17 protein-coding genes are annotated in these 21,057 nt (G+C 51.2%); 1 reads left to right on the top strand and 16 read right to left on the bottom strand.

The window, feature by feature from the left end; genetic code table 11:
* Nucleotides 1–76: 76 nt before the first annotated feature.
* The 11 genes from AC2JF6_RS03210 to AC2JF6_RS03160 form a co-directional block, all read right to left on the bottom strand.
* Entirely contained in the window at nt 77–1,801 is a 1,725-nt protein-coding gene (locus AC2JF6_RS03210) for a phospho-sugar mutase (RefSeq protein ID WP_500729326.1), read from the bottom strand.
* Between the two features lie 139 nt (nt 1,802–1,940).
* The gene (gene trxB / locus AC2JF6_RS03205) at nt 1,941–2,867 is read right to left on the bottom strand and encodes a thioredoxin-disulfide reductase (protein ID WP_500729325.1); all 927 of its coding nucleotides are present in this window, start codon (nt 2,865–2,867) and stop codon (nt 1,941–1,943) included.
* 57 nt (nt 2,868–2,924) lie between these two features.
* Nucleotides 2,925–3,944, bottom strand: a complete 1,020-nt coding sequence (locus tag AC2JF6_RS03200; protein WP_500729324.1) for an NAD(P)H-dependent glycerol-3-phosphate dehydrogenase — start codon at nt 3,942–3,944, stop codon at nt 2,925–2,927.
* Between the two features lie 33 nt (nt 3,945–3,977).
* The gene (gene lgt, locus AC2JF6_RS03195) at nt 3,978–4,814 is read right to left on the bottom strand and encodes a prolipoprotein diacylglyceryl transferase (protein ID WP_500729323.1); all 837 of its coding nucleotides are present in this window, start codon (nt 4,812–4,814) and stop codon (nt 3,978–3,980) included.
* Entirely contained in the window at nt 4,811–5,773 is a 963-nt protein-coding gene (gene hprK / locus AC2JF6_RS03190) for an HPr(Ser) kinase/phosphatase (RefSeq protein ID WP_500729322.1), read from the bottom strand. Before hprK ends, lgt begins: the two co-directional genes overlap by 4 nt.
* A gap of 18 nt (nt 5,774–5,791) precedes the next feature.
* Nucleotides 5,792–6,070: a hypothetical protein gene (locus AC2JF6_RS03185; RefSeq protein WP_500729321.1), complete on the bottom strand. Its 279-nt coding sequence runs from the start codon at nt 6,068–6,070 to the stop codon at nt 5,792–5,794.
* Nucleotides 6,071–6,078: 8 nt separating this feature from the next.
* A protein-coding gene (prfB, locus tag AC2JF6_RS03180) for a peptide chain release factor 2 (RefSeq protein WP_500729320.1) occupies nt 6,079–7,195 on the bottom strand; the annotation gives its coding sequence in 2 pieces (ribosomal slippage) (nt 6,079–7,122 and nt 7,124–7,195; 1,116 coding nt in all).
* A gap of 69 nt (nt 7,196–7,264) precedes the next feature.
* Nucleotides 7,265–9,664: a preprotein translocase subunit SecA gene (secA, locus tag AC2JF6_RS03175; protein WP_500729319.1), complete on the bottom strand. Its 2,400-nt coding sequence runs from the start codon at nt 9,662–9,664 to the stop codon at nt 7,265–7,267.
* A gap of 126 nt (nt 9,665–9,790) precedes the next feature.
* Nucleotides 9,791–10,345, bottom strand: coding sequence for a ribosome hibernation-promoting factor, HPF/YfiA family (gene hpf, locus AC2JF6_RS03170; RefSeq protein WP_500729318.1), 555 nt, complete (start codon nt 10,343–10,345; stop codon nt 9,791–9,793).
* Nucleotides 10,346–10,427: 82 nt separating this feature from the next.
* Nucleotides 10,428–11,123 (bottom strand): ComF family protein, encoded by a 696-nt coding sequence (locus AC2JF6_RS03165; RefSeq protein ID WP_500729317.1) that lies wholly within the window; start codon nt 11,121–11,123, stop codon nt 10,428–10,430.
* Nucleotides 11,120–12,403, bottom strand: a complete 1,284-nt coding sequence (locus tag AC2JF6_RS03160; RefSeq protein WP_500729315.1) for a helicase-related protein — start codon at nt 12,401–12,403, stop codon at nt 11,120–11,122. The genes AC2JF6_RS03165 and AC2JF6_RS03160 overlap by 4 nt, the downstream gene beginning before the upstream one ends.
* A 45-nt stretch (nt 12,404–12,448) precedes the next feature.
* On the opposite strand from AC2JF6_RS03160, the gene AC2JF6_RS03155 reads away from it, so the two are divergent.
* Nucleotides 12,449–13,111: a YigZ family protein gene (locus AC2JF6_RS03155; protein ID WP_500729314.1), complete on the top strand. Its 663-nt coding sequence runs from the start codon at nt 12,449–12,451 to the stop codon at nt 13,109–13,111.
* Between the two features lie 86 nt (nt 13,112–13,197).
* On the opposite strand, the gene AC2JF6_RS03150 is transcribed toward AC2JF6_RS03155, so the two are convergent.
* The 5 genes from AC2JF6_RS03150 to rny form a co-directional block, all read right to left on the bottom strand.
* Entirely contained in the window at nt 13,198–14,364 is a 1,167-nt protein-coding gene (locus AC2JF6_RS03150) for a glycosyltransferase family 4 protein (RefSeq protein ID WP_500729313.1), read from the bottom strand.
* A gap of 204 nt (nt 14,365–14,568) precedes the next feature.
* Complete coding sequence (locus AC2JF6_RS03145) at nt 14,569–16,365, bottom strand: FAD-dependent oxidoreductase (RefSeq protein ID WP_500729312.1); 1,797 nt, start codon at nt 16,363–16,365, stop codon at nt 14,569–14,571.
* Between the two features lie 21 nt (nt 16,366–16,386).
* On the bottom strand, nt 16,387–18,195 hold the full coding sequence (locus AC2JF6_RS03140) for an FAD-binding protein (protein WP_500729311.1): 1,809 nt from the start codon (nt 18,193–18,195) through the stop codon (nt 16,387–16,389).
* Nucleotides 18,196–18,230: 35 nt separating this feature from the next.
* Nucleotides 18,231–19,226, bottom strand: coding sequence for a helix-turn-helix transcriptional regulator (locus AC2JF6_RS03135; RefSeq protein ID WP_500729310.1), 996 nt, complete (start codon nt 19,224–19,226; stop codon nt 18,231–18,233).
* Nucleotides 19,227–19,396: 170 nt separating this feature from the next.
* The gene (gene rny, locus AC2JF6_RS03130) at nt 19,397–21,019 is read right to left on the bottom strand and encodes a ribonuclease Y (RefSeq protein WP_500729309.1); all 1,623 of its coding nucleotides are present in this window, start codon (nt 21,017–21,019) and stop codon (nt 19,397–19,399) included.
* Between the last annotated feature and the right edge of the window lie 38 nt (nt 21,020–21,057).

Below are 21,057 nucleotides of genomic sequence, written 5' to 3'. Positions count from 1 at the left end.
AGTTGGACGAAAAGTCCAACTTTTAATTCACAGGTATATTTTACTCTACCGAACGTATTTTCGCACATTATTTGCTTTACCTGAGCAGCTGCGCCAGAGCATCCTGGTAGCCGGCCGCGGCCGCCATCGCGGTTTTGATGTCGGGCTTGTTGACGCCAACGTAAACCTTAATAACCGGTTCGGTGCCAGACGGGCGCAGCGCAAGCCAGGTTTCGTCTTCGAGGTAATACTTCAGGACATTCGACTTCGGCAAGCCAGCAAGGGGCGTTTCCTGCCCCGCCGCCGTTTCCACTTGGGTCCAAAAGTCCTGCGTCTTGACTACCTTGACGCCGGCAACCGCGTCTAAGTGCCTGCTGCGCAAGTTGGCCATGAGTGCCACCATCTTCTTCTGGCCGCCGATGCCGGGCATCTCAACCGCCCGCGTAATTTCGTAGGACGTGCCGTACTTTTGCCAAATTTCCTGGAGGCCGTCAAGAACGGTCATGCCACGGGATGCATAGTAAGCTGCCACCTCGGCAAACATAAGCGCGCCCTGCATCGCATCCTTGTCGCGCGCGAAGGGCTTGAAGAGGTAGCCGTAGCTTTCCTCGAACCCCATCAAAAATTTGCCGTCGTGCTCCTTGTTCATGCGGTCGATTTCCTCGCCGATAAACTTGAATCCGGTAAGAACGGACTTGGTTTTGATGCCGAAAGCGCGTGCGATCTTAAGCGGCATGTTGCTGGAAACAACCGAGGTAACGAGCTCAAAGTCAGCACTCAGCCGGCCGCTATTTTTCAGGTTAACCAGCAGGTAGTAAATCATGAGGGTCGCAATCTGGTTCCCCGTCAAGACCTGAAAACTGCCGTCCTTCGTCCTGACGCACGCGCCCATGCGGTCGGCATCGGGATCCGTTGCGATAATCAGATCTGCCCCCTTGGCATCGGCGAGTTCAATGCCCGGGTCAAAGACGTCGCGGTATTCCGGGTTTGGCTTTTTGGTCGTCGGAAATTCGGGATCAACGATGGACTGGCTCGGTACGGGGATGACGTTGGTAAAACCGTCCCGTCTAAACGCGCGCTCATAGAGCATCTTGCCCGTGCCGTGGAGTGGCGTGTAGATTAGCGTTAGGCGGTCCGCGTTTTCCCTGATTAACTGGTGGTTGACATTGACGGTTTTTAATTCGTCCAGGTAGGCCTCATCAAGATCCTCGCCGATCAGCTGCAGAATTCCCTGCGCGCGGAGGCGCTCAACGGGAGCAGCCTCAACGCCAAAGATGTCGTCCACCTTTTGCATGTAGTCAAAAACCCGGTCCGCATTTTCCGGTCCCATCTGGGCCCCATCCGCGCCGTAAACCTTGTAGCCGTTATACTGCTTGGCGTTATGGGAAGCGGTGATATTGATGCCGGCGTAAGTGTGCAGGTGGCGGACCGCGTAAGACAATTCTGGGGTTGGGCGCAAGTCATCGAAGAGGTAAACGTGAATGCCGTGTGCACCCAGAACCCGGGCTGCATGCTCGGCAAAGTCGCGCGAATGGTAACGGGAATCAAAAGAAATCACCACGCCGCGCCTTTGCGCCTGGGCGCCTTCTTCATCGATCAGACGGGCGAGACCCTCGGTAACGCGGCCAACCGTAAACAGGTTAATCCGGTTGGTGCCCGGTTCAAGCCTTCCCCGCATTCCCGCGGTGCCAAAGTTGATGTCCTGCCCGAACGCATCCTCAATCCACTGATGGTCTTGCCCTAATTCAGCCAGCTGGTCCCGCAGGTAATCGGGCATGTGCGGTGCTTGCTGCCATTTTCGAAAAATTTCTTCTGCGCTCATGGAGCTTAGTCCTCGATTCTATCGTAAAATTATTGTGCTATTTCATTTTGATAACTCTTATTCTAGCATTTATCGATCGCGCTATCTGCAAAATAAAAAAGAATTCAGCCTTCAAACTGAGTTCTTTAATTATTCTTTATTAATCATTTAGTTCCTGCAGGTAGTTGTAAGCCTCCTGGCCAGCAATGCTGCCATCACCGACGGCATTGGCAATCTGGCGCAGGTCCTTGGCCCGAACGTCACCGAGTGCAAAAATGCCGCTGACCTTCGTCTTCATGTGCTCATCGGTCGGTATCCAGCCCTTTTCATCGGTGATGCCTAACTCCTTGAAAGGAGCGGTCTGCGGGATCACGCCGACGTAGATAAAGACGCCGTGCGTTGCCAGCTTCTTCTCTTCGCCTGTTTCCTTATCCTTGTAGGTAACACCGGTCACCCGCTTGCCGTCGCCGTCAATTGACTCGGTCAGGCCGTTCCAAATGAAGTGCATCTTCTCGTTCGCAAAGGCGCGCTTCTGCAGTGTCGGCTGGGCACGCAGCTGGTCGCGCCGGTGGATCACCGTCACTGACTTCGCACTCTGGGCGAGGTAAATCCCCTCTTCAATTGCGGAGTCGCCCCCGCCGATAACCGTGATGTCCTCATCCTTGAAGAAAGCAGCGTCACAGACGGCACAGTAGGAAACGCCCTTGCCCGAATATTCCTCCTCGCCGGGAACGCCCAGGTGACTGTGGTCAGCACCGGTGGCAATGATCAGTGCCGGCGCACTATATTCACCCGTATCGGTCTTGACAATCTTATCGGTGCCGTCTACCGTCACCGACTGCACGTCACCGTACTCAAACTCGGTGCCGAAGCGCATGATTGAGTTATACATCTTTTCGCCGAGTTCCGGCCCCTTAATCTCGCTGAACCCCGGGTAGTTGTCAATTGCATCCGTATTATTCATCTGACCGCCGTAAAGACCACGGTCAAGGAGCAAAACTGCCAAGTTGGCCCGGGAAGCATATAAGGCCGCGGTTAATCCACCGGGTCCTGCACCAATGATGATTACGTCATATTTTTTTGTCATGTTTTTCTCCCCGTAACATTCTTATTTTTAGTAAGTAAATAATACTATAACACCGGACTAAAGTCTAATTTCCTGTTTGGGACTTCTGCCCATCATCCGCGTAATCTCGTCATCAACGTTGGCACCTTCATACATGACGCGGTAAATCGCTTCGCTGATTGGCATGTCAATCTGCTTTTCCTGACACAACTCGTGAACCGCCTTGACGGTCGTAGCGCCTTCGACCACCTGCCCCATGTTCTTGAGCACGTAGTCCAGGCTCTTGCCCTCGCCGAGCTGCTTGCCACAGCGCCAATTGCGCGAGTTGACCGAGGTGCAGGTCACAATCAAATCGCCGATGCCCGCAAGACCGCTGAAGGTCAGCGGCTCGGCTCCAAAATAATTGACGCCCAGGCGCGTTATTTCGGCTAGGCCCCGGGTCATCAGTGCAGCCTTGGCGTCATCGCCGTAGTGCTTGCCCACCAGGATGCCGGCCGCAATCGCAATCACGTTTTTGACCGCACCGGCCACCTCGACTCCCACCAGGTCGTTGTTGGTGTACAGGCGGAAGTAGTCATTGCAAAAAAGCTCCTGCACCCGCCGCGCGTTTTCCATGCTGGTTGAAGCACAGGAAATGGCGGTAAGGTCTTTTTCGGCAACGCTTTCCGCGTGACTTGGACCAGAAATTGCCACAATCTGGTCCGGATTGGCGGGATAGAGCTCTTCTTCCAGGATCTCCGAGATTAGTTTCTTAGAGCCCGGTTCAATTCCCTTCGTGGCTGTCACGATCAGCGGCTTTTGCCCGCTTTTTGCCATGACCGCAGCCACATTCTGGGCAACGCTGCGAATGGCCTGCGTAGGCAAAACGAAGAGGACAATTGCTGCCCCATCCAGTGCCTGACTCAGGTCGCTTGTCGCCCAGGCCGCCGTATTGATGCTCCAATTCTTCATGTAGTGGGTGTTTGTGTGCTGCTCGTTAATTTCACGGACAACCTTTTCATTGTTGCCAAAAAGCACAACCTCGTTACCGTTGTCGGCAAGCATCGAACCCAAAACAGTGCCCCATGAGCCGGCTCCTAAAACTGCAATTTTTACCATTTTCTTCCAGTCTCTCTTTCAAATAATACTGTGCTAATCCCGCGTGTACGGAAACTTCAGGCCGCTGCCATCGAGGTACCACTTCGGCTTGACCACCATGCGGCGGTAGCAAAACAGACCGAGAACCACAATAAACAAAATCAGGCTCAACAATTGCGAGACCCGGATGACGCCGCCCAAGTATAAGCTATCGGTCCGCAGCCCCTCAACGAAAAAGCGCACAACCGCATACCAGCCGACATAAAGCATGCAGACCTCACCCTGTTTGAACAGGTGCTTGCGGTGGCGCAGAGCCAGAATGAGGAGCAGCCCCAGAAGGTTGAAGAGCGACTCATACAAAAAAGTGGGCTGGTAGTAAACGCCGCCGATTTTCATTTGGCTGATGATAAACTCCGGCAGGTGCAGCAACTGCAGAAAATGCAGCGTGGTAGGACCACCGTGTGCTTCCTGGTTGATGAAGTTGCCCCAACGGCCCAAGATCTGGGCGGCCATGACGCCCGGCGTAATCACATCGAGCATTAAAAAGGGCGGCAGCATGCGCCGGTAGCAAAATACTAAGAGAACAACCAGGCCGGCAAGCAGGCCGCCGTAAATAGCGACCCCTCCGTTCCAGATTGCAATAATCTGGTCGGGGTGCTGGGCGTAGTAGCCCCACTCAAAAACTACGTAATAGGCGCGGGCGCCTACGTATCCCAGCGGGACGCCCCACAATAGCAGGTCGAGGAAATCATCGCTTGCAATTTGCCGCCTGCGGCCCTCTACGATTGCCATCGAGACGGCCAGGATAATTGCAACCGCCATGATGACGCCATACCACTTGACGCTCAGGCCGCCCAGGGTAAAAGCAACCGGATTGATTGTGAGAATCATTTATCATTATCCTTTTCTGCATCTTTCCGGGAATTTTGGGCAATCAGCTTGCTCAGGTTGCGGTCAAAAGTCTCGGTTGCATTATAGCCAATCTGCTTTGCCCGGAAATTCATCACCGCGATCTCGATGATGTCCTCCATGTTACGTCCCACCTTGACCGGAATGGTCACCTGGGGAACCTCGACGTTGCAGATGTCACGCTTGCTCTCTTCAAAGCCCAGGCGATCATAGTTGGCGCTATTGTCCCAGTTAACCAGCTTGATCACCAGCTTGATGCTCTCACGGTTCTTCACGGCGCCCACACCGAACAGGTCCATGACGTCGATGATTCCGATGCCCCGGATCTCCATCAGGTGCTTCAGAATCTGCGGCGACTCGCCCATCACGGTTTCCACGTCCTTCTGGTAGACGTCAACCCGGTCGTCCGCGATCAGCCGGTGCCCGCGGTGGATTAGCCCCAGTGCCGTTTCAGACTTGCCGACCCCGGAATCACCGGTGAGCAGAACGCCTAAGCCCTTGACCTCAATCAGCACGCCATGGATCGTATCCCGAACCGCCAGGCGCTCACGCAGGTATTCGGTCAGAATGCTCAAAACGTAGGTGGTCGACTCGTGGGAAGACAAGATGGGAATGTGTGCTTCATCCGCAGCAACCAGCAGTTCCGGCGGCACACGCAAAGAACGCGACACAAAGAAGCAGGGCGTGGCCTCCGTGCACAGCTTGCCAAAAACGTGCACCAGGCTCTCGTGGTCCAACCGGGCGGCGTATGAGATCTCCGTGCGCCCCAGCAGCTGGATCCGCTTTTTGGGGTAAAAATCAAAGTAGCCCGTCAGTTCCAGCCCGGGCCGGTAAATATCGGAAACCACTATTTCTTTATCCGCAATGTACTGCTTGCCCTGGACGACGTGCACAATCTTGTTGTCACGTATTAAATTTTTCAGTTTGACTGCTTTCGCCATTTCAATTGCCCCCTTAGATTATTTATCCACATCCTTGGTTTCGGCATCACGGACCTTCTTGCGCCGCAATTGGGACCCATTTTCACCCCACGGTTCGGACCAATTCTGCTGGTCAAACCGTGAACCAGTTGGCGCATTATCGTCGTCTTTTTTGGTAAAGCGGTTGATCAGCCAAATAAGCGCCGCAATCACGACAACCGCGGGCAACAGCATAATCAAAATGTGAAACACCGCAAACAAAATACTTAAGATGACCACCGCCAGCAAAACGAGGCCAACAATTCCCCAAAAACTCATTTTATCACCTATTCCGGATTATCCTGACCGAGCAGCCATTGCAGGTACGCGTAAACAAACGGCTGCAACTTTCCATCCATTACACCACTTGTATCGGCCGTTTCATAGCCCGTGCGCATATCTTTAACCAAATTATAAGGGTGGAAAACGTAGGACCTGATTTGCGAACCCCAGCCGATCTCCTTCTGGTCGCCCTTCAGTTCCTGCTTGTGCTGGCGCTTTTTCTCCTCTTCCTGGTGAAAAAGCTTGGCCCGCAATTCGTTCATCGCCGTCTCCCGGTTCTGCAGCTGCGAGCGCTGCGCCTGTGAGGTGGTGACAAAACCCGTTGGCAGGTGCGTGATCCGCACCGCGCTAGAAGTCTTGTTAATATGCTGACCACCGGCACCGCTTGAACGGTAGACGTCAATGCGCAGGTCCTTCGGATTAATATCAATCTTAATGCTGTCGTCAACCTCGGGAATCACTTCGACCGATGCAAAGGAAGTGTGCCTCCTCTTGGCCGCGTCAAACGGCGAAATCCGCACCAGGCGGTGAACGCCGTTTTCGGACTTGAGCAGTCCGTATGCGTTTTTGCCGCTGATCCGGGCACTGACGCTTTTGAGCCCGGCCTCTTCACCGGGCTCGTAGTTGCTGATTTCAAACGCAAAGCCGCGACTATCAGCATAGCGCTGGTACATCCGCAGCAGCATCTGGGCCCAGTCCATCGCTTCCGTGCCCCCGGCCCCGGGGTGGATTTCAAGCAGCGCATTGTGGTTGTCATACTTGCCCGCCAGCAGCAGGTCCATCTCATATTCATGAAATTCGTCCTGCAGCTTTTGCAGGTCGCGTTCAACCTCTTCTTGCAGGTCCGCATCCGGCTCCTCGCGGAGCAGTTCGACCGCCGTGACCTCATTTTGGTAGTTTTCCTGCAGGCTTAAAAAGGAATCCCTCTTCTCCTTCAGCACGTTGTTTTCACTGATTAATTTTTGTGCCTTCTCCTGGCTATTCCAAAAAGAGGGCTCCTGCATCTTGTTCTCATTGACCAGAATGCTCTCGTTAATCGCTTCGAGGTCAAAGAGACCCCCTAAAGTGATCAAGACGCTTCTTTAAGTTGTCCAGTTCACTTTGAATTTCGCTTAGTTCCATCACTAATATTCTCCTTAATCAATTTACAGCAAAAGGGGAAAGCAGCCGCTTTCCCCTCAACCTTAACTTTTAACGGGTAAGATTTTGCCTGATCTCAGCCTTCATGAATAGACGGGTCACGTCAAACTCAATATTTGAAATCATTTCCTCAAACATGTTGTAGCCTGAATCCTGGTACTCGACCAGCGGGTTGAGCTGGCCGTAACCCCGCAGGCTGATTGACTGGCGCAGCTGGTCCATGGCATCGATGTGGTCGGTCCAGCGGTCGTCAACCACCCTCAAAATAACCACTTTCTCAAATTCGAGCATCTCGGACGGATCGGCTAGAATCTGCTCCTTCTCCTTGTAATTCTTCTCTACCAGATTGTACAGTTTTTGCTTTAACTCCGACACCGTAATGGTCTTGAAGTCGATTTCAGCCGCTTTTTCCTCGGTTGTCAGACTCGAGCTGATGAAGTCGCGCAGCGAATCGAGCCGCCACTTGCTACGGTCGCCCTGCGTGAACATGTCGACCTGGCTGTTAATGGTACGCCGGATCATCGGAAGCAGAACGTCCTTCAGTGAGTTCTCCTCATTAATGACCTGCATCCGTTCACCGTAAATGATTTCACGCTGAATACGCATAACATCGTCGTACTGCAGGGTTTGCTTACGGGTGTCATAGTTGTTGCCCTCTACCCGCTTCTGGGCAGATTCAACCTGCCGGGTGATCAAACGACTCTCGATTACCTTGTCGTCATCATTATCGGACAAGCGGTCCAGGAAGTTCTTGACCCGATCGCCCCCAAACCTTTTCATTAAATCATCTTCCAGCGAGAGGTAGAAGCGGGTTACGCCCGGGTCGCCCTGACGGCCAGACCGGCCCCGCAGCTGGTTGTCGATTCTGCGGGATTCGTGCCGTTCGGTACCGATAACAGCCAGACCGCCCAATTCCTTGACGCCGGGCCCCAACTTGATATCGGTACCACGACCGGCCATGTTAGTGGCAATCGTAACGGCACCGCGCTGACCCGCATTCATGATAATCTGTGCTTCCTTAGCGTGGTTCTTAGCGTTCAAGACGGCGTGCGGAATGCCCTCCTGGTTAAGCAGCATGCTCAATCGTTCGGAGCTTTCAACCGCAACGGTACCAACCAAAACCGGCTGCCCCTTAGAGTGGCGCTCCTTAATCTCATCAACAACTGCGGCAAACTTGGAGTCCAGGGTAGGATACAGAATGTCGGAACGGTCCTTCCTGATCTTCGGGCGGTTCGTCGGAATCGTGATGACCTGCATGTTATAGATTTCACGGAACTCCTCTTCCTCCGTCTTGGCCGTACCGGTCATGCCGGATAATTTTTTGTACATTCTAAAGAAATTCTGGTAGGTAATCGTGGCCTGCGTCTTGGATTCTTCCTGGATCCGAACGCCCTCCTTGGCCTCGATTGCCTGGTGCAGGCCGTCGGAATAGCGCCGACCCTGCATTACACGCCCGGTGAACGAGTCGACAATCAGAACTTCGCCGTCCTGGACCACGTAGTCAATGTCCTTGAGCATAATGTAATTGGCCCGCAGAGCCTGGTCCAGGTGGTGGACCAGCTTTTGGTTTTCAACGTCGTACAGGTTTTTCAGCCCAAAGTGCTCACAGGCCTTCTCGATACCCGTCCTGGTTAGCGAGATTGTCTTAGTGGGCCAGTCAATCTTGTAGTCACCGTGATCCTCATTGTCATCGGCATCCTCGTCGCTCTTGTCTTCATGCAGCGTCTTAACAAACCGGTCGGCACGGATATAGTCGCCGTTGGCCTGCTCCGCTTCGCCAGAAATAATCAACGGGGTACGTGCCTCATCAATCAAGATTGAGTCAACCTCATCGATGATTGCGTAGTTAAGTTCACGCTGAACCATCTGCTCCTTGTAGACAACCATGTTGTCCCGCAGATAATCGAAGCCGAGTTCAGAGTTGGTTGAATAGGTCACGTCCGCGGCGTACGCTTCCCGCTTTTCATCCGGCGACATTGAATTGAGGTTCAGGCCGACCGTTAGGCCGAGCCACCTGTACAGTTGGCCCATTTCCTCGGCGTCACGGCTGGACAGGTATTCGTTGACCGTAACAACGTGCACGCCCTTGCCTGTCAAGGCGTTTAGGTATACCGGCATGGTTGCGGTCAGCGTCTTGCCTTCACCGGTCATCATTTCGGCGATGTTGCCAAAGTGCAGGGCGATGCCACCCAGGATTTGTACGTGGAACGGAAATAAGCCGAGCACGCGTTTGGCTCCTTCACGCGCAACCGCAAATGCTTCAGGCATAAGACTGTCTAAGCTTTCACCATTCTGCAGCCGTTCCCTGAATGCGGGCGTCTTGGCCTTTAGCTCCTCGTCCGAGAGCTTGCTGTATTCATCGGCATGGCTCTCAACTCGAGCCGCAATCTTTTCGAATTTCTTTAGTTCCCTTTTATCGTTGTTGTATAGCTTCTTTAAAATGTTTGCCATTTAATCGATCCTTATATGTAGTAAAGTATAAAAACACATGATAATTCTAACATGATTGGCCCTAAATGAAAAATAAACAAAACAAAGACCTCACACAAGAGGTGAGGCCCCGCCTAAATAACATTATTATTTTGTTTCAATCAAACCGTAGCGGCCATCATTTCTCCGGTAAACAATGCTGGTGCCGTCGGTCTCAGCGTCCTGGAAAACAAAGAAATCGTGTTCCAGCATGTTCATTTGTAAAACTGCCTCTTCTGGACTCATCGGTTTCAGGCCAATATGCTTGTTGCGGACAATAGCAAATTCGCTGTTGTCCTTTGTATCGTCATCCTGTTCTTCCGCTGCTGCTTCGACGAAAAAGTCGTTCATGCCCTTCTCCCGGCTCTTGCGGTTGACGCGCGTCTTGAACTTCCTGATCTGTCTCTCCAGCTTCTCGGAAACAAAGTCGATACTGCGGTACATGTCATCAGTTGTCTCTTCTGCTCGCAATACCAAGTATGGCAGTGGGATGGTAACTTCAACTTTAGCCGTGTGATCACGATATACTTTCAGGTTAACATGGGCAAGCATGTCCTGATTCAACTCGAAATACTTTTCTAATTTCTTCAGTCGCTTCTCAACGTAACTTCTTAGAGCATCGGTTACCTCAATATTTTCACCACGAATATTATACTTTAACATATGAGACTCTCCTTTCAACTGCTCGTGCAGTTTTACGTTATCTATATTATAGCAAAACTTAAAAGCACAGAACAAGATAATTCTACCTGCAAATTGAGAAGCTCATGATGCGGGCTTTTGGAAAAACCGCTGCAAGCGCGTCCCGAGCGTGATACAGCGTTCGACCAGTAGTATAAATATCATCCAGCAGTAGAACTTTATGATTATTTAAATTAAACTTAAGCCTTTCTTTAACAAAAAAATTCTGCTGGCTCTCGAGGCGTTCTCGGCGTGTTTTTTCCCCCTGCGCGCCCCCACCCGGCTTTTTGCCCAAGATCGGCGTCAGGTGGACCAGATCGCCAAAAATGGCACTGACCGTATCAAACTGGCGCTTAGCGCTGTGTTCGGGCGACGTCGGCACGGGCACATAAAAATCGGCATGACGCTTGTGCAGTTCACGGTAGCACAATTCCTGCAAAACGTGGCGCAGGACGTAGTCCCCGTAGCGCTTGTATCTGACCATCAGGTCGTGAAAGGCCTCGTTATAGCGGTAGAGGGCCTGGTTGTGCAACAGGTTGGAGCCGTAAATATTTTGCCACCTCACGCAATCCGCACACATCCCTGCTTGTCCGTCTTCGAGCTGCCCGGAGCACACCCGGCAGCGCTTCTGGGGAAGGCGGCGAAAACGGGCCAGGCAGCGTCCGCAAATACAGGACGCACGAGCCCCGTGCCGGGAAAAAAGGCGCAGGAGCGGGACAGGCAAAACGAAGTCCTGGCCGCACAGAAGGCACTTTTTCATTCGTTCATCTCCCTGATCTGCCGCACCGCCCGGCGAATACTAGCCGTGTATTTGCGATAGCAAAACTCCACAAGTCCCGTTGGGTCGTCTGCCGCACGGCCAACCCGCCCGGCAATCTGAACGAGACTCGATGCGGTGTAAATCTGGTCGTCGGCCTGGACGATGATCACCCACACGTTCTTAAAGGTGACGCCGCGTTCCAGGATGGTCGTGGTAACGAGCAGCTGCAGCTTTCCAGACCGGAACTCGTCCACCTTTTCCAAGCGGTCCTTGTCCCGGGCGTGCACCCCGGCAAGCGCAACGCCCTGTAGGCGGTCTTCCCTTCTGAGGGCAGCCAAATAGAGCGGAATCTGATCAATCCGCGGAACAAAGAGCAGCAAGGGGTGGCCGGCCGCAATTGCGTTCACAATCTCTCGCAGCAGGTGGGCGTTGATCCGGCCCCTTTGTAAAAACGGCCGCAGAAAAAAGCGCTCACGGGGAACCGGCAGCAGACCACCGTGAAAGCGGCGGTTGAGCCGCAGGACTTGCATCCGGCCCGCTGCGACTTCTTGGAGCAGGTCTTTAGTCGGCGTGGCCGTGAGGTAAACGCGCATGCCGCCGGCCCTGACCGCGCTGCGTGCCCCAAAGTGCAGCTGCTCGTCCCCGGCATAGGGAAAGGCATCTGCTTCATCGATGACCAGCAGGTCAAACGCACTGAAAAACTTGAGCAGCTGGTGCGTCGTGCAAATCGTCAGCTGCTCTAGTCCCGGCTCCTTAAATTCGCGGCCGTGGTACTTGCCGATGGCGACTGCGCCAAACGCCGCCTGAAAACGGGGGTACAGTTCATTGACCACGTCGATGCGCGGCGTCGCAATGCAGCAGCGGCCCCCGCGGGCCAAACACGCGGCAACCAGGGGGAAGAGCATCTCTGTCTTGCCGGCACCGGTAACGGCATGCACAAGCACGCTCTCCTTTTTATCCAGGCTAGCCACCAGGCTGCGGGCAATTTTTTCCTGCCCCGCGGTCAGCCGGCCCTTCCACGTCAGACCGCCGTTTTTAAGGTGGGGAAACGCACCGTTGCCTGTGTAGCGCACCAGCCAGTCGCCCTCAACAACGCGGCCGATTCCGATGCAGGCCCGGCAGTAGAAGCGTCCGCCGGGCAGCTTGGCGGTGACCGTGGCGCCACAGCGGCTGCAGCGGCCATTTTCAATCGCCCTGACTTTGGTTAGTCCCGCTCTTATGCTAAAATCCTCTTGACGGCTAATCCACTGGCGGCCGGCGAGGCGTGTTAAATTTTCCATACTCTCACCCTCCACCATTAACTACGCAAAAAGGAGGCAGATCTTTTGCCAGAGACGCAAAATTACTTAACGATTAAAGAAAACGGCAGCCACGAGCTGACCATCAAAAAGAGCCGCTTCATCGCAACCCTGGTGCGAACCACGACAGTTGCCGAAGCCGAAGCGGCGATTGAAGGAGCCACACAAAAATACCGCGATGCAACCCATAACACTTACGCCTACACGATTGGGCCCAACGACGAGCACGTCAAGGCCAGCGATAACGGCGAACCGTCCGGGACCGCGGGCGTGCCCGAACTGAAGGCCCTTCAGCTGATGAACCTAAAAAACGTGACCGTTATTGTCACGCGCTACTTCGGCGGGATCAAGCTCGGCGCGGGCGGCCTGATTCGGGCCTATTCAAACAGCGTCACCAAGGGCGTCGAGGCCATCGGAGTGGTCAAGCGCGTCCTGCAGCAGGAGCTCATTTTTCACGTTCCCTACAACCGCTTTGACGAGGTCCAGCATTTTTTAACCCAAGAGCAGATTTTCGTTGCCCACATCGACTACGGCGTTGACGTCGCCATCCACCTCTTTATCGATGAAGACGCCCAGCAGGACCTTGAGGACAAGCTGACCAACCTCCTGGCCTGCAAGATTGAATTTGCCTTGGGCGACCGGCGCTACAATGAGCTCCCGGTCAGCGCCACCAACTACCACGAACAGTAAGGGTGTGGTCACCGTCCCGCAATAATTTGCCCTAACAAAAAAAGACTGGCAGCTACCGCTTTAAAAAACGGTATTGCCAGTCTTTTTTACTTGTCCGCCCCGGGCTTGTTTTTGCTTTTCAATTGATCCGGCTTGTCCTGCCCGAGGTGCCACACCTCAACGGTGGGATCCTTTTTGCTGCGCGAGTTGATTATTTTTTGCGTTAACTGCAAGAGGGGCTTGTACTTTTCGCCCAATAAGCCAATCGACTCAACAAAAAGCTCCAAAGCAAGAACTAAACCGGCAATCAGCAGCCACATCCCCCAAACCGGCGAAAGCAAAAACAGCAGCGATATAAACGAAAAGACGAGCGACAGTGCGTAAATTGCAAGCACTGACTGCCGGTGCGTCAGCCCCATTTTCATCAATTGGTGGTGCAAGTGGTGCTTGTCAGCCTCCGAAACCGGCCGGTTATTGAGCTTGCGCCGAATCATTGCGTAGATTGTGTCCGTGATTGGCACTCCAAGAATCGTGACCGGGACGAGCAGCGAAATAAATGTAACGTTCTTGAGCCCCTTGAGCGAAAAAATGGCAATCATAAAGCCGATGTAAAGTGCACCCGTGTCACCGAGAAACATTTTAGCGGGGTGAAAATTGTACGGCAAAAAGCCCAGCAGACATGCCGCGAGCATGAAGCAGCCGATGGGGATATACAGTTGCCCCGTGTGCAGGAAAAAGTAGCCCACAATCCCCATCGTGATGAGCGAGATCATTGACACCCCATCAGCCAAGCCGTCGAGTCCATCAATCAGGTCAACCGCATTGGTCAAGGCAAGGATCCAAAAAATTGTAACGGGCAGGCTCCACCAGCCCAAATTGATCTGCTTATTCACAAAGGGCAGGTTGAGCACGTTCATCTTGATGCCACCCAAAAAGTAGATGACCATGGCGCCCGTAAATATGCCGAGCATCTTTTGCCTCGGCTTTAGTTCCATAATATCGTCAATGATGCCCGTGAGCACAATTACGCTGGACGCCAAGAGGATGCTAAACGCCTCGTGGGTGGGAAACTGCTCCCGCATGAGGACAAAGACACCGATGTTAAAAGTGACAAAAATGCCCAATCCGCCCAAGGTTGGCATCGGCTTTTTGTTAATCCGCCGCTTATTGGGATTATCGACGGCGCCCAGAACAAAGGCCAGCCGCCTGATAAAGGGAGTAATGGCAGCCTGGATGATCACCAAAAAGAATATTTCAACAATAATTTTAAACATAGTTAGCTACTTTCATCGTTAAGTTGCCTTAATTATACAAGGTTGCCCAAAAATGCACAAATCGCTGCACAGCTTAATGGTCGTACTTAATTACCGGTGCAGCCAATTTGTATCGCTAAATAAGATTTTGAGCCGTTTATAAGTGTACACACTGGCTAAATGCGTCGACCAAAAAAGGTCAAACCTTTCAGTTTGACCTTTTCATTATGCTAGTGATGCACCTGAACTAGTATCAGACTTTTTTTGTGCATTGTCAGCAGCGTTTGTACCGGCAATCCTACCGAAGACGACCGCGTTGGTAATGCCCATGCCACAACCCGGATAAATCATCCCGCGCCAGCCACCAGTTGTACTACCGGCGGCGTAGAGGTTGGCAATAGGCTGATTGCGATTATCTAAGACTTCAGACTTGATATTGATGCTTAAACCACCAGCCATGTCCGGGGTCGACGGTGCAAGCTTGGCCGCATAATACGGCGCTTTAAAGGCCGTCAGGTCCTTCTCACGTCCAAATTCTGTATCCCGGCCCTGGGCCACATCTTTGTTCCACCGTGCAAGTGTTTCATGCAGAACTTTAGGATTAAGGCCAATCTGTCGGGCCAATTCTTCAATAGTGTCTGCCTTTTTGAAGTACCCGTCCTCGACTTCACGTTTAAGGTGCGGTGAAGGAGCGGGAGCGGAAAATGCAGTGGGCATCTCATTAGCCATGCCCCCATCAAAGAGTAGCCAGACAAAGCCCTGATTTAAACCTGCAATTTTCTTTGACGCAAACTCAAAGTACATATCTTCTCTGAAGTGCCGCTTGGCATCAGTTCCAACCCAAATGTAAGGCTTGGTCCAAGCAGTGCAGAGGGGCCCAATGCAGACATTATCACCCGACTGCGTACCAATTGACTGGGCAATTGGCATCCACATGTCTTTTAATTTAGCTCCAATTTCTGCTCCCATGGTAATACCATCGCCCATCTGGCGAATTGAACCATAGGATTTACCAACAGCAAAATCAGGTGCAAAATTCTTCAACATCTCCTTGTTACGTGAGAAACCGGCGGTGGCAACAATTACGCCTTTGCCACGGTAATTGCCCTTATTAGTGTGCACGCCAATCACACGATTCTGCCGGTCAGTGATTAAATTCTCTGCGGTAATATTAAAGATAAACTTGACGCCAACCTCCTTGGCCTTGTTAAACAATGGCTTGGAGAGACCGTAGCCGCTTTTCTCTACCGTGAGGTGTGACCGGGCCGCTGGAACAGCGTACTTCTTCATGGCGTCCTCATTGCCAATCTGCTGGACCTCTTCAAAGTGAACACCAACGTCGTTTGCAAGCCACTCATAGTCTTCGGCACCGTGTTCAACGATTGTCATGCGCATGTCCGGATCCTCGTAGCCCTGGCCAACGGCCTTGAGATAATTATTCCAGTTTGCTTTTGAGTCTGCAACGCCCTGTGCCTCCTGCAGGCTGGTGCCACCGCCAGCGTTATAGTAGCCACCCGACAGAGTCATGTCGGAGAGCATGTAGCTGGACGTATATTCAAGGCAGAGAACAGAGACGCCCTTCTGGCTGGCTGCAATCGAGGCCGACAGGCCAGCTGCACCCGAGCCAATAACTAGGACGTCCGCTTCATCAGTAAAATCTAGACTAGCAGGATCAACGTAACGGTAATCTCGGTGCTCTCTTTCTTGCGTCGTATTCCTCAAATCAACCTTCTTATCCAAGCCCTTCGGATTGCCGGCCTTAGCAACAGCGACCTTTACGGCCTTTTGCACCGCCTGGAAGCTGATGGTCGCACCCGTGACCGCATCAATATTATACGACTGGTGCTCAACAATTAATTCGGGGGCTATTTTCAGGGCAGCGTTACTAATGCCTCTTGTTTCATCCTGCTGGTCGATTTTAACCGCCTTAATTGCATTATCCTTAACCGTGACTGACACCTGAATCTGACCACGGTTGCCGGATCCAGTTCCTTGGTAAATCCCATCCCTTAAATTAGCCATAATAAACTCTCACCCTTCTTCTTATTTAGCTTGCATCGTCGCAGATGAAACGGCTTCTTTGAAGGCACGGCTTGTGGCAGACGCACCTGACACCGCATCAACGTCGGTCGTCTTTTCTCTAACCATTCTTTCCTGCAACTGCTTGATGGCCTTGCCGCCATAATCAGGAGACTCGCTCTCCTTTAAGACTTCAATTTTACGCAGCTGCTTTTGGTCATCAACAGTCACGCGCACAACGATTTCATTACCTATTCCGCTTGTCGACTTGCCAATGTACTGATTTTTATCAGTTTCATAAGTCTTGGCCCTGAGCGCAGATGTCGGAAAGGCTGCGTCAATAACGGTTGAACTCGCATTGGTAGCCATAACTGAGCCCTTTTCCTTAACTTTAGCCGCATTTTCGCCAGCAATCTTGCCAAAAATCAGACAATCAGCAATATCACCGCCACCGTTGTACTGGTTAGCACCAACATGCCCCAATTCACCAGCAGCGTATAAGTGTGGCAAAACTTCATGATTTGTGTCCAGTACCTCAGCTTTTTCATTGCGCCGCGGTCCACCCTGGGTATTGAGCATCGTATGCTGCTGGGGCAAAGAATAAAACGGACCCGTCAGCGAAATCTTGACCATCGATTCTGGCTTACGGCCGTATTGGTAATCCACGCCCTGGTCAACAAAGAAATTATAGGTTTCGATGGTATTTTCCAAGACGGCTGAATCCACGTTGATTTCTCTGGCGAGCTCAGCAATTGTATCCGACTTTACAACCTTGGCTAGAGTTTCCTTTTGGAAGTTGTCATTAACACTTGCCATAAACTCATCGTACTTCTTCTGGTCAAAAACCAGGTGCGGATGCACTTGAGCTAGCGGAATCCGCCAAATGCCGTGATTGTAGCGGTGACCGTGCCGGGTAGGATCGTCTTCCGCAATATAACGGGTGCCGTCATCGCCAACTGTAATGAGGGAGCCCTTAAAGAGTTCCGTCCACGCCATCGTGCTATGCGCCCGCTGGCCCTTAGGAGCCGCAATGTTGACCGGGCCGCCCGGTTCATAATTGTTCATGTGCCATAAGTCTGCGCCAACCTCGATTGCCATCTTGATGCCATCCCCATTGTTGTACAGTGACCCGTATGGCAATAGTCTTGTTTCACCAAGATAGTCCTGAATCATCTGCTCATTGTTTTCAAAACCACCCAGAGTCAAGATAACACCATTTCTAGCCTTGATGTTGAACCGCCTACCTCCATTTTCTATTTGAACGCCAATGATTGTCTTGTCGCTATTCTGAAGCAGATGTTGGGCCGGACTTGAGTAGAGCACATCAATTTTATCACTTCGATTAAGAACATTTTGACGCAGCCTTTTCCATAAAGCTGCATCAAAAATATGGTCGTGAATGAGTAAATCGTCATTCGTTTCGGCTCCCTCAAATTCCGGATACTCGGCAATCATGTAAGCCAGGAGCGCCACGTTTTTATTCCCCGGATTTTTTCTGACGCTGAAGGCTGGGCCACCCAAGTACTTGGTGAAGTAAGCTGGCAAGTTAACCATCCCTTTAACAAAGGTGTCCAAGACTTGCTCATCGAGATCAAGTGGTGCCGTCATCTGCAAGAAATAATTCTTCAGCTTGTTAAAATCATAGCCGGCTTGGACAATCTGACCACAATAACGAGTGTTGCCACCCTCATGACCTTCGGGTGCGCTATCCACCAGCAGCACCTTAGCTCCATTATCCGCCGCAAAACGGGCAGCCGTCGCACCAGCACCGCCAACCCCAACTACAACAACGTCATAGCTTGCATTCCACGTTTCATTATCTTTTAAAATCATTTTAGATTCCTTTCATTTTAGATTTCTTTATAGTATTACATTTCTTGGTTATCCTTATTTTTCTTTATAATAACCTGGTGCCGGTACGTAAGCACAGTCTTGCCCGTCCACTTTTTAAAGGCCTTATAAAAAGTTGTTACATTGCTAAAACCGACTAAGAAACTGACCTCAGCTGTATCTATGTTCACGTCCTGAAGCAAGTTCAGTGCTAGGAATTTTTGAACTGTGACTAGCTGCTTTTCAAAGGTCGTTCCCTCTTTTTCCAACCAGCGTTGGAGAGTGCGTGGCGAGATACCGATTGAGTTTGCTACGTCCTTCAACTGAAAGTTACCCCCGGCAATCAGCCGGAACAGCGTGTTCTGCACTACGGCTGCAAAGGGTGGATCAACGTTCAGTTCGCCAATGTATTTCTTTAAACCCGGCTCCATGAAATTCCAGAGTATATCGTTTTGGGTAATAAAGGACTGAAGCAAATCCTGCTCTTTGAACACCAGATAATTGTCCACGCTCTTCTGCGGGGCAATCCCCAGATACGCGGATATATCCGGACCATAAGTGAACATGCTGCCGATTGAAACCGGCTCAACCCGTTTATTCGTACCAAACCGCAACATGCTAACCAACGACAACTGATCAACCAGAAGACTAAAGCGAGACCTTTTGCGGTACTGGTCAAGGTAACTGATATGAATTCGTAAATTCTCACCCTCCTTAAATGTGCCTAATTTCAGTGGACCAATCAACTGCTCATAAGACGCTAAGCGGAAAATTGCCTGCTTGCCATTCTTACTTGACAGTGCAGCAAAATACGGTGGCATAAACTGGTAAAAATTGCGGACGTCGCTGCATTTCAGTAATTGCTTGTCGCTTGCTTTTTTATCCAGGATTTCAAACACATGTGAATTCTTGATCCACTTTGAGTTTAAATACTTGCTTATTGCACCGGCATCCAGCAAACCAGAAATCGAGTCAAACGGATAACCCAACTCCTGCAAAAAGTCCTTACACTCGCGTGTTTCTTCTTGGCCCACAGCTTATCTCCCTCCACTTAATTATTATTGTATACCCTTTCATTTTAGCAAAATATAATTAATTGCGATATTTTATGTCTAACTACGCCACAGCTCTTTGCGAATTAGTGATATAAGTCACAGTAAAAATAGGCAAACAAAAAACCGGATCCAAAGATCCAGTTTTTTGCCTATTTTGCAACTGTAACGACGCGTTTTTCGCGGATAACGGTAATTTTAATGTTACCGGGGTAATCCAGTTCTTTTTCAACCTGGTTACGAATGTCACGTGCCAAAACGGTGATGCGGTCGTCCGAAATCTTCTCCGGCTCCACCATCACCCGGACCTCACGTCCGGCCTGAATGGCGTATGCCTGCTTGACCCCGTCATACCGCTTGGCAATCTGCTCAAGCTCGGTCAACCGTCTAATATAGTTTTCCAAGCTTTCGCTCCTGGCGCCCGGCCGGGCCGAGGAAATCGTGTCTGCCGCAACAACCAGTTCGGCAATAAACGATAACTTCGGCACATCCCCGTGGTGCGCCGCAATTGCGTTAACAACTACATCTGATTCATGGTACTTCCTGGTTAACTCAACGCCAATTTCGACGTGTGAACCTTCAATATCATGATCGATGGCTTTTCCAATATCGTGTAATAATCCCGCGCGAACCGCTAATTTTTCATTTAAACCAAGTTCAGCAGCCATTGTTCCGGCTAATTTGGCAACTTCAATTGAGTGCCCCAAAACATTTTGCCCGTAAGAGGTCCGATATTTAAGCCGGCCGAGTATCTTGACTAGTTCCGGGTTCATCTTGTGAATCCCCAGCTCCATCAAGGCGCTCTCACCCGCTTCATAAATATCGTCGTTTACTTCTTTGCGTGCCTTGTCCACCATCTCTTCAATGCGAGCTGGGTGAATCCGACCGTCTTTAACCAGACGCTCCATTGCCCGTTTGGCAATCTCCCGCCTGATCGCATCAAACCCGCTGAGGGTAACAACCTTAGGCGTATCATCAATGATCAGATCCACACCAGTGAGGGCTTCAAATGAACGGATGTTGCGGCCTTCACGGCCGATAATCCGTCCCTTCATCTCTTCATTGGGCAAGTCAACCACCGAAACCGTGGTTTCGGCAACGGTATCGGCAGAACTGCTCTGAATTGCATCAATAATTACCTTGCGCGCATAATGATCGGCCTTGGCATGAACTTCTTCATTGCTGTTCCTAATCATTTCTGCCCGCTCCTTGAACAATTGCTCAGATAATTGATTCAGAACAAGCTTCTTCGCCTGTTCCTGGTCTAAGTGGGCAACTTCGTAAAGCTTTTGCTGGCTTTGTTCAATTAAATCATTTGCATCCTGAACTTTCTTGCTCAGTTCAGTTTGGTCCTTCTTTAATTGTTCCTCCTTCTTGGCTAGTCCATTTTCACGTTCCACCAGCAGCTCGTTCTTGTGGTCAAGCGTATCCTCACGCTGTTTTAGACGATTGTTGTCACGTGCAATTTCGGCACGCTTGACGTTCAGGTCGTCTTCAACTTTTTGCCGGTAGCCCTGAATCTTTTCCTGCGCCTCAAGAATTTTTTCCTTCTTGGTGTTTTGCGCACTCTGCTCTACTAGCACCTTCTGTCGCAAAGCTTCAGAGTTAGTTAAAGCTGCCTGTTTTTTTGCTTCAGTTAGAATATGGTCGGCATCGTTTTGCGCATTCTGCGCCTTCTTTTCCCAGATATCCCTGCGGATAAGGTATCCAATATCTGCACCCATTAAAATTGAAATAATAACAATCGCGACGGGAATCAAAATTATTTTTGTCATGATTACTATCGCCTTTTTTATTTTTAAGATTATTCACA

The sequence above is a fragment of the Lactobacillus sp. XV13L genome (assembly GCF_059900875.1).
The sequence above is the reverse complement of the archived record's forward strand: the minus strand, read 5'-3'. Positions and strand labels throughout refer to the sequence as shown.

What these genes read in the sequence shown, in the direction of transcription:
- AC2JF6_RS03145 (WP_500729312.1), bottom strand. Translation starts at nt 16,365, where the DNA reads ATGGCTAATTTAAGGGATGGGATTTACCAAGGAACTGGATCCGGCAAC.
- rny (WP_500729309.1), bottom strand. Translation starts at nt 21,019, where the DNA reads ATGACAAAAATAATTTTGATTCCCGTCGCGATTGTTATTATTTCAATT.
- AC2JF6_RS03140 (WP_500729311.1), bottom strand. Translation starts at nt 18,195, where the DNA reads ATGATTTTAAAAGATAATGAAACGTGGAATGCAAGCTATGACGTTGTT.
- hpf (WP_500729318.1), bottom strand. Translation starts at nt 10,345, where the DNA reads ATGTTAAAGTATAATATTCGTGGTGAAAATATTGAGGTAACCGATGCT.
- secA (WP_500729319.1), bottom strand. Translation starts at nt 9,664, where the DNA reads ATGGCAAACATTTTAAAGAAGCTATACAACAACGATAAAAGGGAACTA.
- AC2JF6_RS03200 (WP_500729324.1), bottom strand. Translation starts at nt 3,944, where the DNA reads ATGGTAAAAATTGCAGTTTTAGGAGCCGGCTCATGGGGCACTGTTTTG.
- AC2JF6_RS03160 (WP_500729315.1), bottom strand. Translation starts at nt 12,403, where the DNA reads ATGGAAAATTTAACACGCCTCGCCGGCCGCCAGTGGATTAGCCGTCAA.
- AC2JF6_RS03165 (WP_500729317.1), bottom strand. Translation starts at nt 11,123, where the DNA reads ATGAAAAAGTGCCTTCTGTGCGGCCAGGACTTCGTTTTGCCTGTCCCG.
- trxB (WP_500729325.1), bottom strand. Translation starts at nt 2,867, where the DNA reads ATGACAAAAAAATATGACGTAATCATCATTGGTGCAGGACCCGGTGGA.
- AC2JF6_RS03210 (WP_500729326.1), bottom strand. Translation starts at nt 1,801, where the DNA reads ATGAGCGCAGAAGAAATTTTTCGAAAATGGCAGCAAGCACCGCACATG.
- lgt (WP_500729323.1), bottom strand. Translation starts at nt 4,814, where the DNA reads ATGATTCTCACAATCAATCCGGTTGCTTTTACCCTGGGCGGCCTGAGC.
- hprK (WP_500729322.1), bottom strand. Translation starts at nt 5,773, where the DNA reads ATGGCGAAAGCAGTCAAACTGAAAAATTTAATACGTGACAACAAGATT.
- AC2JF6_RS03150 (WP_500729313.1), bottom strand. Translation starts at nt 14,364, where the DNA reads ATGTTTAAAATTATTGTTGAAATATTCTTTTTGGTGATCATCCAGGCT.
- AC2JF6_RS03185 (WP_500729321.1), bottom strand. Translation starts at nt 6,070, where the DNA reads ATGAGTTTTTGGGGAATTGTTGGCCTCGTTTTGCTGGCGGTGGTCATC.